Raw genomic sequence first — 13,202 nt, forward strand, 5'->3', positions numbered from 1 at the left:
ATCCTGGCCGGGCAACAGTGGAGGACCGAGATCATGGCCGATGCCGGAATGTTGCGCTTCCATGTTCCGGAACCGGAAGTGCGGCCGGGCGGGACGCCGGATTTCTCCAATGTGAGCATTCCAAAAGCTGGCTCGGTGCCGCGCCCGAAGATCGACGTCGACCCGCGCGACATCCGCGATCTGGCCTTCTCGATCATCCGCGTGCTCAACCGCGCTGGCGAGGCGGTCGGGCCGTGGGCAGGGCTGCTTTCGGACGACGAGTTGCTGGAGGGGCTGCGCCATATGATGACGCTGCGCAGCTTCGATGCGCGCATGCAGATGGCGCAGCGCCAGGGCAAGACCTCTTTCTACATGCAGCATCTCGGCGAAGAGGCAGTGAGCTGCGCCTTCCGCAAGGCGCTGTCGCGGGGCGATATGAATTTTCCGACCTATCGGCAGGCCGGCCTGCTCATCGCCGACGGCTACCCGATGGTCACGATGATGAACCAGATCTATTCGAACGAGGCCGATCCGCTGAAAGGGCGGCAATTGCCGATCATGTATTCGTCGAAGGAGCACGGCTTCTTCTCGATCTCCGGCAATCTGGCGACGCAGTACATCCAGGCGGTCGGCTGGGCGATGGCCTCGGCAATCAGCAACGATTCAAAGATCGCCGCCGCCTGGATCGGCGACGGCTCGACCGCCGAGTCCGACTTCCATTCGGCGCTGGTGTTCGCCTCGACCTACAAGGCGCCGGTCGTGCTTAACGTCGTCAACAACCAGTGGGCGATTTCGACCTTCCAGGGCATCGCCCGCGGTGGCTCCGGTACTTTTGCCGCCCGTGGCCTCGGCTTCGGCATCCCGTCGCTGCGCGTCGACGGCAACGACTATCTCGCCGTCCATGCGGTGGCCAAATGGGCGGCGGAACGGGCGCGCAGCAATCTCGGGCCGACGCTGGTCGAATACGTCACCTACCGCGTCGGCGCGCATTCGAGCTCCGACGACCCGTCGGCCTACAGGCCGAAGGCCGAGTCCGACGCCTGGCCGCTCGGCGACCCGATCGTCAGGCTGAAGAACCACCTCATCCAGCGCGGCGTCTGGTCTGACGAACGCCACGCCCAGGCCGAGGCGGAAATCCTCGATACGGTGATTTCAGCGCAGCGGGAGGCCGAGCGCCACGGCACGCTGCATGCCGGCGGCAAGCCTTCGGCGCGCGATATGTTCGAGGGCGTCTATGCCGAGATGCCGCCGCATCTCAGGCGCCAGCGCCAACAGGCCGGGGTCTGACCATGCCGCGGCGGACCATGATCGAGGCGATCCGCGACGCCATGGACGTGTCGATGGCGCGCGACGAACGCGTCATCGTGTTCGGCGAGGATGTCGGCTTCTTCGGCGGCGTCTTCCGCTGCACGCAAGGCCTGCAGGCGAAATACGGCAAGAGCCGCTGCTTCGATGCGCCGATCAGCGAATCCGGGATTGTCGGCGCGGCCATCGGCATGGCGGCCTACGGGCTGAAGCCTTGTGTCGAGGTGCAGTTTGCCGACTATGTTTATCCGGCCTATGACCAGATCGTCTCGGAAGCGGCGCGGCTGCGCTACCGGTCGAACGGCGATTTCACCTGCCCGATCGTCGTGAGAATGCCGACCGGCGGCGGCATTTTCGGCGGCCAGACCCACAGCCAGAGCCCGGAGGCGCTGTTCACGCATGTCTCCGGCCTGAAAGTCGTGGTGCCGTCGAACCCGCACGACGCCAAGGGCCTGCTGATCGCAGCGATCGAGGATCCCGACCCGGTGATCTTCCTGGAGCCGAAGCGGCTGTATAACGGCCCCTTCGACGGTCATCACGAGCGGCCGGTGACGCCATGGTCGAAGCATCAGCTCGGCGAAGTCGCCGATGGCCACTACACGGTGCCGCTCGGCAAGGCGGTGATCCGGCGGCCTGGTGCGGCAGTTACCGTGCTTGCCTACGGCACGATGGTCTATGTCGCCCAAGCAGCAGCCGAGGAGACCGGCATCGATGCCGAGATCATCGATCTGAGGACACTGCTGCCGCTGGATCTCGAGACGATCGTCGCCTCGGTCAACAAGACCGGGCGCTGCGTGGTCGTGCATGAGGCGACGCTGACATCCGGCTTCGGCGCCGAACTTTCGGCGCTGGTTCAGGAGAACTGCTTCTACCATCTGGAAGCGCCGGTGGCGCGGGTCACCGGCTGGGACACGCCCTATCCGCATGCGCAGGAGTGGGACTATTTTCCCGGTCCCGCCCGGCTAGGCCGCGCGCTCGTCGAAACGATGGAAGCCTGAGGGGGAAGACGATGGGCGAATATGTCATCAAGCTGCCCGATGTCGGCGAAGGCGTCGCCGAGGCCGAGCTGGTCGAATGGCAGGTCAAGGTCGGCGATCTCGTGCGCGAGGACGCCGTGCTTGCCGCGGTCATGACCGACAAGGCGACGGTCGAAATTCCTTCGCCCGTCGATGGCGAGATCCTCTGGCTGGGTGCGGAGATCGGCGACACTGTGGCGATCGGCTCGCCGATTGTCAGGTTGAAAGTGGCGGGCGAGGGGAACGTCAGGGTTGGCGCGACGCTTGCAGACGTTACGGCGGAGGGTGCCCCTGACGATGCGCGGGCTCGCCCGTCCTCGGGCTTGGAGCCGTCATTACCCAATTTGGCGCCGTCATCCTCGGGCTTGTCCCGAGGATCTGCCGTCCCACACGGATATGACGCAATCAGTTCCGAGAGGTCGGTAGATTCTCGGGACAAGCCCGAGGATGACGGCGCCAGGTCCAAGGTCAACAGCGCGCCGCGTCCCGAGGGAGAAAAGCCACTGGCCTCGCCGGCCGTCCGCCTCAGGGCGAAAGAGGCCGGCATCGACCTTCGGCAGGTTTCGGGAACCGGCCCGGCCGGTCGCATCCGGCATGAGGACATCGACGCCTTCCTGGCGCGGGGGCCACAGCTGGCGAAGGCCCCTGGCCTCGCCCGCAACGAGACGGTCGAGGACATCAAGATAGTCGGGCTCAGGCGAAAGATCGCCGAGAAGATGACGCTGGCCAAGTCGCGCATCCCGCACATCACCTATGTCGAGGAGATCGACGTCACCGCACTCGAGGATTTGCGCGCCGCGCTTAACAAGGAGAAGCGGCCGGGCGCGGACAGGCCGAAGCTGACGCTGCTGCCGTTCCTGATGCGGGCGATGGTCAAGGCCATTGCCGACCAGCCGAACCTCAATGCGCTGTTCGACGACGAAGCCGGCATCGTCCACCAGCATGGCGGCGTCCATATCGGCATCGCGGCGCAGACGCCTGCGGGGCTGATGGTGCCGGTGGTCAAGCACGCCGAGGCGCGCGACATCTGGGACTGCGCCGCCGAGGTTAACAGGCTCGCCGAGGCGGCCAGGTCGGGCACGGCGACACGCGACGAGCTTTCGGGCTCGACCATCACCATCACTTCGCTCGGCGCCATGGGTGGCGTGGCGACGACGCCGGTGATCAATCATCCGGAAGTGGCGATCGTCGGCGTCAACAAGATGATGGTGCGGCCGGTATGGGACGGCAGCCAGTTCATCCCGCGCAAGATGATGAACCTGTCCTCCAGCTTCGACCATCGCGTCGTCGACGGCTGGGACGCTGCGGTGTTTATCCAGCGCATCAAGACGCTGCTAGAGACGCCCGCGTTGATTTTTGTGGACTGAGGTAATGAGAACGGTCGCAACGGCCCCCTCACCCGGCCTCCGCTTCGCTACCCTCTCCCCGAGGGGAGAGGAGGTCGCCAGCGCCGGCGCTAGCCTCTTCTCCCCAGCGGGGAGAAGGTGGCCGCGAAGCGGCCGGATGAGGGGGCCTTTCTTCGCCAACAAGAGCCTATCGCCATGAAGGAAATCTCCTGCAAGTTGCTGGTCATCGGCGCCGGTCCGGGCGGCTATGTCTGCGCTATCCGTGCCGGGCAGCTCGGCATAGATACGGTTATCGTCGAGTTCGGCAGACCGGGCGGCACCTGTCTCAATGTCGGCTGCATTCCGTCCAAGGCGCTGATTCATGCGGCCGAAGAGTTCCAGAAGCTCTCGCACATGGCGGGTGGAAAAAGCCCGCTCGGCATTGCGATCGCCGCACCATCGCTTGATCTCGCCGCCACCATGGCCTGGAAAGACGGGATCGTTAGCCGGCTGAACAACGGTGTTGCCGGTCTGCTGAAGAAAGCTGGCGTGAAGACGGTGCATGGCTGGGCGACATTTCGCGACGGCAAGACCGTTGCCGTCGACACCGAGATCGGCATGCAGGTGATCCGCGCCGAAACGGTGGTGATTGCGACCGGCTCGGCGCCGGTCGAGTTGCTATCGCTGCCGTTCGGCGGACCGGTCATTTCGTCGACCGAGGCGCTGGCGCTGAGCGAAGTTCCGGAGAGGCTGGCGGTGGTCGGCGGCGGCTATATCGGGCTGGAACTCGGCATCGCCTTTGCCAAGCTGGGGGCCAAGGTGACCGTGGTCGAGGCGTTGCCGCGCGTGCTGGCGCAATACGATGCGGAACTGACCCGGCCGGTGGTTAAGCGGCTGGCCGAACTCGGCATCGAGGTGCTCGTGAACGCCAAGGCCAAGGGGCTGTCCACCAAGCGCGACGCGCTGCTGGTCGAGACGAATGGCGGCAAGAACGGCAAGATCGCTGCCGACAAGGTCCTGGTCACGGTCGGTCGCAAGCCGGTGACCGAAGGCTGGGGGTTGGAGCAGATCGACCTCGACATGGCCGGCCCCTTCATCCGCATCGACGACCAGTGCCGCAGCTCGATGCGCGGTATCTTTGCCATTGGCGACGTCACCGGCGAGCCGATGCTGGCGCACCGGGCGATGGCGCAGGGTGAAATGGTCGCCGAGATCGTCGCCGGCCACAGGCGCAGCTGGGACAGACGAGCGATCCCGGCTGTCTGCTTCACCGATCCGGAGCTGGTCGCCGCGGGCCTGTCGCCGGAAGAGGCCAAGACGCGTGGCGAGATCAAGGTCGGACTGTTTCCCTTCACCGCCAATGGCCGGGCAATGACGAAGTTGGGCGAGGACGGATTCGTTCGGGTCGTTGCCCGCGCCGACAACCATCTGGTGCTCGGCATCCAGGCCGTCGGCCAGGGCGTGTCGGAATTATCTACGGCCTTTGGCCTAGCGCTGGAGATGGGTGCGACGCTGGAGGATATCGCCGGAACGATCCATGCCCATCCAACACAGGGCGAGGGTTTTCAGGAAGCGGCGCTGAAGGCGCTGGGGCGGGCGGTGCATGTTTGAGGCTCGCGCTCTCCCCCCTTGAGGGGGAGATGGCCGGCAGGCCAGAGGGGGTCGGTTCGACTGGATGCGACCTCCCTTGCGACAGATGGAGGTTGGCGCTCTTCGCGAGGCGACCCCCTCTGTCGCCTTCGGCGACGTCTCCCCCTCGAGGGGGGAGATTACGCAGCTCATTCCGCAAGCCGGCTAACCATCTCGTGCTGCGCATAGGCGCGGCCGAAGCGGTTGGCCAGAAAAGCGTCGAGCGCGATGTCCTCCTGCTTGATGAAACCTCTTGCCGGCAAGGTGCCGTCGGCGAGCATGTCGAGCACGGCGCAGATCGCCGATGCGGTGGTGATCTGGATGGCGCTGCGCACCTTTTCGCCGTCGCGCCTGGCGTAGATCTTGTTGGCATAGGTCTCCTGCAGCAGACGGCCGTTCTTGCGGCCGCTGACGGTGACGAAGACGATAACCACGTCCTGCAGCGTTGCCGGCAGGGCGCTTTCGAAAATGTCCTTCAGCACGTCGCGGCGGTGGCGCAGGCCGAGGTCGTTGAGCAGCGCCTTCATGATCGCGGCATGGCCGGGATAACGGATGGTGCGGTAATTCAGCGTGCGCACCCTGCCTCTCAGCGTTTCGGCCAGCGTGCCCAGCCCGCCCGAGGTGTTGAACGCCTCATAGGTGACGCCGTCGAGCGAGAACTCCTCGCGCTCCTCGAGCGGCGGCACTTCGATCAGCTCGCCTTCGACGATCGCCTCGCAAGGCTCGCAATATTCGTTTATGACGCCGTCGGTGCTCCAGGTCAGATTGTAGTTCAGCGCATTCGACGGGTACTGCGGCAGCGCGCCGACCCGCATGCGCACGCTCTCCAGCGTGTCGAAGCGGCTGGCGAGGTCGTTGGCAACGATCGAGATGAAGCCGGGCGCCAGGCCGCATTGCGGAATGAAGGCGCTGCTGCCGGAGCGCGCCAGCTCCTTGACGCGCCTGGTGCTGACGACGTCCTCGGTCAGATCGAGATAGTGCACGCCGGCACTGGCCGCCGCCTCCGCGATGCGCGTCGTCAGATGGAAGGGCGCGGCGCTGAGCACCGCGAACTTGCCGGCCAAGGCCGCTTCGAGGGTGCCGGCGGCTTCGATGTCGAGTTCCAGCGTCTCGACTGTTTCAGGCAGTTCGGCCGCGCCGAGCTGCGCCGCCGAGCGGTCGACGAGCGTGACATGGTAGTTGCCCGTGGAAGCCAGCATCTCGGCAATGGTCGAGCCGATCTTGCCGGCGCCGACGACGATGATTTCCTTCATGACAGGTCCCTCGCACCAACATTGGATTGATGGCTAGAATCGCAGCTTGCCTGTCGAAAGGAAGCGTGAGACTGTACGAAACGCAGTCTCTCTTTGTGCAATGTGCCGGCAAGGTTCGTCGAAATGCTCAGCGATGCCGACCAGGCTCTGCTTTCCCTGCTGCGCATCAATGCACGCGCCTCGACCGCCGAACTGGCGCGGCGGCTGGGCGTGTCGCGGACCACGGTGCAGAGCCGGATCGAGCGGCTGGAGCAGCGCGGCATCATCACCGGCTATGGTGTCAGGCTTTCGCCCGACTACGAACAGGGGCTGGTCAGGGCGCATGTCCTGCTTACCGTCACCCCCAAGCTCGCCGACAAGGTGGTGCGCAGCCTGCAGGCGCTGGCACAGGTTCGAACCCTGCACTCGGTCAGCGGCAATTTCGACATGATCGTTGTCGTCGAAGCGCCGTCGATCAGGGATCTCGACACGCTCCTCGACCAGATCGGCGCCATGGACGGGGTCGAGCGGACGTCGTCGTCGATCATCCTGTCGACGCGGATCGACCGCTGAGCCGGCTGGCGTCGCGGGTCCAGACGCTGGCGGGACAGCGCTCGCCTCTGCCCTGCCGCGCATCTCCCGCTCCAGGGGAGATTGGATGTCACCGCGGCTTTCGCCAATCTCCAAGGTGGCTGAATGGATGCTATCGGCGAAGCTGCCGATCTCCCCGCCAGAGGGGGAGATGCCAAGTAGTGGGAAGAGGGCAGGACAGAGGGGGGCGCGAAGGATCACCAAGGGCGGTGATCGTTCTGGCGTTACCGCAGCAAAGCGATATAGGCTTTCAAAATGTGGATCGATGGCGTGCAGCCGCCCCCAATCTCTCGCAGCATCGCGCGTTCACCCAAAGGACCTAGACAGGAGGCCTCCTTGCCCAAGCAGTGTTTCGGAAAATCCCATGTGCCGTTGTCGCCCGCGGTCAGGGCCGGCGATTTCGTCTATGTCTCAGGCCAGGTGCCGGTCGGCAGCGACGGGCTGGTGGTCAAGGGCGGCATCGCCGAGCAGACCGAACAGGTGCTGTCGAACGTCAAGGCGGCACTGGCGCTGGCCGGCTGCACGCTCGACGACGTGGTCAAGACGACGGTCTGGCTCGAGGACGCGCGCGATTTCGGCATCTTCAATACGGTCTACGCCCGGCATTTCCCGAAAGATCCGCCGGCACGCACGACGGTGGAGTCACGGCTTATGATCGACATCAAGATCGAGGTCGAAGCCGTCGCCTACAGGCCGGCCTGACGGAAAAGCGGAGACAGGCGCAATGCAATTCGATCTCCTGATAAAGGGCGGCCGCCTCATCGATCCGGCGTCGGGCCTCGACGCACAACGCGATCTGGCGATTGCCGACGGCCGTATCGCCGCCATCGACGCCGAAATCCCCTTCGAACGTGCAGCCCGCGTCATCGACGCCACGGGCTCGATCGTCGCGCCCGGCCTGATCGACCTGCACAGCCATGTCTATTGGGGCGGCACGTCGCTCGGCGTCGATGCCGACCGGCTCGCCGCAAAGAGCGGCACCACCACCTTCGTCGATGCCGGAAGCGCCGGCGCCGGGAATTTCCTCGGCTTTCGCCGCCACGTCATCGAGCGCTCGAAGGTCCGTATCCTGGCTTACGTCAACATTTCCTTTGCCGGCATTTTCGGCTTTTCGCAGACCGTCGCGGTCGGCGAATGCAGCGACCTCAGGCTCTGCGAGCCGCGCGAAACGGTGGCGGCGGCGCGTGAGCACGCAGACGTGATCGTCGGCGTCAAGGTCCGCTCCGGTCGCCATGCCGGCGGCAGCAGCGGCATCGCGCCGGTCGATCTCGGGCTGGAAGCCGCCGACAAGGCTGGCCTGCCGCTGATGGCGCATATAGACGAGCCGCCGCCGGGCCGCTCGGAAGTGCTGCCGCGGCTGCGCAAAGGCGATATCCTCACCCACTGCTTCCGGCCGTTTCCCAACGCACCGGTCTTCGCTTCGGGCGCGGTGCGGCCGGACATGCGGCTGGCGCGCGAACGCGGCGTCATCTTCGATATCGGCCACGGCATGGGCTCGTTCGATTTCGAGGTGGCCAAGGCGATGCTGAGCGAGGGGCTGGCGCCGGACGTGATCAGCAGCGACGTGCACCTCTACTGCGTCGACGGACCGGCCTTCGACATTCTGGTGTGCATGTCGAAGCTGCTGGTCCTCGGCATGCCGCTGGTCGAGGTGCTGCGCGCCGCGACACAGCGGCCGGCCGAAGCGATCGCCAGGCCCGATTTGGGCAGGCTTGCGGTTGGTGCGGTCGGCGACATCGCGGTGCTGCGGCTGCGTCCGGGCCGCTTCACCTTTGTCGATTCGGTCGGCGCCTCGCTGGTCGCCGAGCAAAGGCTGGTCTCGGACGGCATCGTGGTCGGCGGCAACTGGTGGCCGAACGAGGCGCTGGACGATCTCGGCGAAACCGAGCGCTTCGAAGCGCATGCGCACGACACGCATGTCGAGGTTGCCGCCCGGCATTTCGGGCGTGGGTGATCTCCCCCCTTGAGGACCCCTTGAGGGGAGATGGCCGGCCGGCCAGAGGGGGTAGGTCCGACGGGGCTCGGCCTGCTGCTGCTGTAGAGGAGGCTGGCGCTCGGCGCGCGGCGACCCCCTCTGTCGCCTTTGGCGACATCTCCCGCTCAAGGGGGGAGATCACAGCTTCACCGCGGCGTCCCATAAACCGGCGTCGCAATGCCTTCCATCCTCGCCTTGATCTGCAGCGCCACGAACTTCGAATAAAAGCGCGACAGCGCCAGATTGCCGCCGTGGAACCACAGCGCTTCCTGCGCGGTCGGCTTCCACATGTTGCGCAATTCGCCTTGCCATGGACCCGGGTCGCCTTTCACGCCCGAGCCAATCCCCCAGCACGGCCCGACCTTGCCAGCAACTTCACGGGAGACGATCGACGCCACCGTTTCGTTCATCGAGAGATAGCCGGTGCAGGCAATGATCGCGTCGGCCGCCAGTTCGGTGCCGTCGTCGAAGAGGATGCCTGTCGGCGTCAGCGACTTGATCCCGACGCCGCTGCGGATGCCGATCTCGCCGTCGATGATCAGATCGCAGGCGCCGACATCGATGTAGAAGCCCGAGCCGGTGCGGTAGGCCTTCATCAAAAGCCCGGTCTCGTCGTCGCCGAAATCGATGGCGAAGCCGGCGCCGCGCAAGCGGTCGTAGAAGGCCGCGTCGCGCGCCTTGATGATGTCGTAGAGTGCGCGCTGGCCCTGTGGCAGCAGCGCGAACGGCGTCGAGGCGACGATCATGTCGGCCTTCTCAGTGGTGATGCCGCGGGCCAGCGCCTTTTCCGAAAAGATTTCGAAGCCGATTTCCATCAGCGTGTCCGACTTGACCACCGTCGTCGGCGAGCGCTGGACCATCGTCACCTCGGCGCCGCTCTCCCACAGATCGACGCTGACGTCATGGCCGGAACTTGCGGCGCCGATAACGGCGACCTTTTTGCCGCGGAATTTCTCGCCGCTGAAATATTGGCTGGAGTGCAGGATCTCGCCCTGGAAGGTCTCGGCGCCCGGCAGGTCGATCTGCCTGGGCGGGCCATAAGCACCGGTTGCAAAGACGATGTGCTTCGGCTTTAGCGTGATGCGCTGGCCGGCGCGGTCGACCTCGACCGTCCAGACCTTTTCGGCCTCGTCGTAGGACGCGCTGATGCATCTTGTGGAGGTCCAGTAGTTGAGCTCCATGACGCGCGTGTACATTTCCAGCCAGTCGCCCATCTTGTCCTTGGGCGTGAACACCGGCCAGTTCTCGGGAAACGGGATGTAGGGCAGATGGTCGTACCAGACCGGGTCGTGCAGCACGAGCGAGCGATAGCGACTGCGCCAGGAATCGCCGGCCTGCGCATTCTTCTCGATGATGATGGCCGGCACGCCGAGTTGCCTGAGCCGTGCGCCCAGCATGATGCCGCCCTGGCCGCCGCCGATGACCAGGCAATAAGGCTGCTGGCCGGCGCCGAGTTCACGCGTCTCGCGCGCCCTCGCCTCCAGCCAGGTCTCGCGCTCCGGATCGGCCTTGTGGCGGACGCCCAGAGGCCGCGCCGGGCCCTTGCGCTCCTCAAACCCCTTGAGATCGCTCATCGCCGTAAACAGTGTCCGGCATTTGCCGTCCCTGAGGCGCATGATACCTTGGCTCCACGCTGATGACGTCTCGAAAGAAAACCAGGCTTCGATAATGCCTTCGTCCGAAGTCGCTTCGCTGCTGAGCTGCCACCGAGCAGGCCTTGTCATTGCCAGCGTGGCTTCCAGCATGTCGCGGATCGCCGCGCGGCCTTCCATGGTCTTGATGTTCCAGGTGAAGGTCAGCAGGTCGCGCCAGTAACAGTCCTCGACGAACAGGTTGATTGCGGCCGCGACGTCGCCCGCCTCGAGCGCTCGCGCAAAAGAACCGAGCCAGGTGGCCGCCTGTTTCGACGGTGATATGTCGAGCATCTGTCTTCCCTATGTCCAGCGACTTCGGCGCTGCCCTTTAACCTTATCCTCTCTCCCGAAGAGCGGGGAGAGGGTAGGTGAGGGGCAGCGCAAACAGTCCGGAAATTAAGGGCGCAGCGCAAGACCCCGCTATCAGGCGCGCGCGCGGGCCTGATCCGAACCGCTATCAAGCCATGCAAGATCGTCCGGCGAAAGTGAGATGTCGAGCGCCTGGAGGCTGTCTTCCAACTCGTCGAGCGTGCGCGGCCCGATCAGCGGGACGGACGGAAAGGGCTGTGCCAGGACATAGGCGAGCGCGACGTGGATCGGGCTTTTGCCCAGCCGTTTGGCGAGCTCGATGGCGCGGTCGCGGCGGCCGAAGTTCCTCTCCGAGTACCAGACCCGGACCAGTTCCTCATTGTCGCGCCGGTCGCGGCCGGCGCGGTCGGTGAAGAAGCCGCGGCCCTGGCTCGACCAGGCGAAGTTCGGCATTTGCCGGGCGGTAAGCCAGGCCTTCCACTCGTCGCTGGAGGACGTGACGCAGCCTGCCCAGATCGGCTCCAGCATCTCGGCCAGCGAGAAATTGTTGGAAAGGGCGCCGGGTTTCTGCTTGCCGGTGCGCTCGGCATAGGCAATCGCCTCGTCCATGCGTTCCATCGTCCAGTTCGAGCCACCGAACGGACCGCGAATGCGGCCGGCCTTGACCTCGCGATCCATCGCATCGACGAACTCGTCGACCGGCACGTCCGGGTTGTCGCGATGCATGAAATAAACGTCGATATGGTCGGTCTGCAGCCGCTCAAGCGACTGGGTGAGCTGCTTGCCGATGACGTCGGGATAGCAGAGCGGCGAGTGCGCACCCTTGCCGATGACCACCGATTGCTCGCGCACGCCGCGGTTCTTCAGCCACTGGCCGAGCAGCGTCTCGGTATAGCCGGAACCGTAGACGAAGGCGGTGTCGAACAGATTGCCGCCGGCCTCAAAATAGGCGTCGAGCAGGATGGCGCCCGACGAAAAGGTGCGGAAATCCTCGAAGCCGAGCGCCAGGCACGAGGCCGGCCGCGGCAGGCCCGGAATGCCGCGCTTGGGGATGGCGGTCCCGCCGGAGCGCAGCTTCCGCCCGGAGATCGTGTTGACGCGCTTTGCCGGTTTCTCGATGTCATATTCGAGCCCGATGGCGGCCCGCCATCTATCGAGCACGCGCAGATTGCCGAGACTGTCGGCCCAGCTCATGCCCGGCCAGGCGAACTCCTGCTTCCCGCCGAGAATGGCCTCGCCGGCGGCGTCCACCTCGAATGCGTAAAGCCAGCCGTCCTCCTTGACCTCGACCACCTCGGTGTCACCCGGACGGATGATGCGGATTTCGCCGGTGCCGCCTTGCTGGCCGCCGGCATACCAGAAATCCGCCACCTCGATGCGGCCCTTGCTGCCGAGAATACGCAATACGTTGTCCTGCGCGAGCGAAATGCTGCAGGAGACTTCCGCGACGATGCCGCCCGGAAAATGCAACAGCGCCGACGCCCATTCGTCGACGCCGGATTGGCCGAGATGCGCAGCGCCGACCACTTTGTCCGGCTCGGCAAAGGGCTTTCCCGCCGCGGCGCCGGCAATCAGCCGCGCCATCGAGACGGGATAGCCGCCGACATCGAGAATGCCGCCGCCGGCGAGATCCTTGGCGTAAAGCCGGTGCTCCGGCATGAAGCCCGGCATGGCGAAGCCGAAACTGGATTTGATCATCTTGATGTCGCCGATCGCGCCGGCCCTGATCAGCTCGACCAGCCTGGCCGTCTGCGGATGCAGCCGGTACATGAAGGCTTCGCCGAGAAAGGTGCCGGTCTTGCGCGCGGCATGGATCATGGCGTCGGCCTCGAAGGCGGTCAGGCCAAGCGGCTTTTCGCAAAGCACATGTTTTCCGGCCTCGGCTGCCTTGATCGCCCATTCGGCATGGCTCGGATGCGGCGTTGAAATATAAATCGCGTCGACGTCCGGAGCGCTAAGCAAAGCCTCGTAGCCATCGAGGATGCGGGCGCCGGGGAAAGCCTCAGTGAGCCCGGCCTTGCCGGGATTACGCGCCCCTAAGGCGACCAATGTGCCGGTGCGCGAATGGGCGACGCCGCCGGCAAAGGCCTTGGCGATGTTGCCGGGCCCGAGAATGCCCCAGCGAATTTTTTCTGGCTTGGACGTCATGTCAAATCTCCGTGGGGTGGCCGCGACCAATCGCGATCGGACAAAAGAAACTAGATGGG

The 13,202-nt window shown here is 65.1% G+C and carries 10 protein-coding genes; 7 read left to right on the plus strand and 3 right to left on the minus strand.

All coding sequences use genetic code 11. The features are described 5' to 3' along the window. Positions 1–33 precede the first annotated feature (33 nt). From NKJ12_RS02735 to lpdA, 4 genes are all read left to right on the plus strand, one after another. The gene (locus NKJ12_RS02735; RefSeq protein ID WP_254817940.1) at positions 34–1,266 is read left to right on the plus strand and encodes a 3-methyl-2-oxobutanoate dehydrogenase (2-methylpropanoyl-transferring) subunit alpha; all 1,233 of its coding nucleotides are present in this window, start codon (positions 34–36) and stop codon (positions 1,264–1,266) included. A 2-nt stretch (positions 1,267–1,268) separates the two neighbouring features. Then, on the plus strand, positions 1,269–2,282 hold the full coding sequence (locus tag NKJ12_RS02740; RefSeq protein ID WP_352701186.1) for an alpha-ketoacid dehydrogenase subunit beta: 1,014 nt from the start codon (positions 1,269–1,271) through the stop codon (positions 2,280–2,282). A gap of 11 nt (positions 2,283–2,293) precedes the next feature. Then, the gene (locus tag NKJ12_RS02745) at positions 2,294–3,667 is read left to right on the plus strand and encodes a dihydrolipoamide acetyltransferase family protein (protein WP_352701187.1); all 1,374 of its coding nucleotides are present in this window, start codon (positions 2,294–2,296) and stop codon (positions 3,665–3,667) included. A 174-nt stretch (positions 3,668–3,841) separates the two neighbouring features. Further along, entirely contained in the window at positions 3,842–5,236 is a 1,395-nt protein-coding gene (gene lpdA / locus NKJ12_RS02750; protein ID WP_352701189.1) for a dihydrolipoyl dehydrogenase, read from the plus strand. Positions 5,237–5,403: 167 nt separating this feature from the next. On the opposite strand, the gene NKJ12_RS02755 is transcribed toward lpdA, so the two are convergent. Further along, complete coding sequence (locus NKJ12_RS02755) at positions 5,404–6,507, minus strand: saccharopine dehydrogenase family protein (protein WP_352701190.1); 1,104 nt, start codon at positions 6,505–6,507, stop codon at positions 5,404–5,406. Between the two features lie 123 nt (positions 6,508–6,630). On the opposite strand from NKJ12_RS02755, the gene NKJ12_RS02760 reads away from it, so the two are divergent. The 3 genes from NKJ12_RS02760 to NKJ12_RS02770 all read left to right on the plus strand — a co-directional run bounded on the left by NKJ12_RS02760 (position 6,631) and on the right by NKJ12_RS02770 (position 9,031). Next, on the plus strand, positions 6,631–7,059 hold the full coding sequence (locus NKJ12_RS02760; RefSeq protein ID WP_352701191.1) for an Lrp/AsnC family transcriptional regulator: 429 nt from the start codon (positions 6,631–6,633) through the stop codon (positions 7,057–7,059). Between the two features lie 354 nt (positions 7,060–7,413). Beyond that, positions 7,414–7,779 (plus strand): RidA family protein, encoded by a 366-nt coding sequence (locus NKJ12_RS02765; protein ID WP_254817935.1) that lies wholly within the window; start codon positions 7,414–7,416, stop codon positions 7,777–7,779. Between the two features lie 22 nt (positions 7,780–7,801). Further along, positions 7,802–9,031, plus strand: a complete 1,230-nt coding sequence (locus tag NKJ12_RS02770; RefSeq protein ID WP_352701192.1) for an amidohydrolase/deacetylase family metallohydrolase — start codon at positions 7,802–7,804, stop codon at positions 9,029–9,031. 167 nt (positions 9,032–9,198) lie between these two features. Here NKJ12_RS02770 and NKJ12_RS02775 read toward each other — a convergent pair whose 3' ends face one another. Continuing rightward, complete coding sequence (locus NKJ12_RS02775) at positions 9,199–10,977, minus strand: NAD(P)-binding domain-containing protein (protein WP_352701193.1); 1,779 nt, start codon at positions 10,975–10,977, stop codon at positions 9,199–9,201. Between the two features lie 132 nt (positions 10,978–11,109). Continuing rightward, positions 11,110–13,143, minus strand: coding sequence for an aldo/keto reductase (locus NKJ12_RS02780; protein WP_352701194.1), 2,034 nt, complete (start codon positions 13,141–13,143; stop codon positions 11,110–11,112). Positions 13,144–13,202: the final 59 nt, after the last annotated feature.

The organism is Mesorhizobium sp. M0195, assembly GCF_040322115.1.
In the GTDB taxonomy this organism is placed as follows: domain Bacteria; phylum Pseudomonadota; class Alphaproteobacteria; order Rhizobiales; family Rhizobiaceae; genus Mesorhizobium.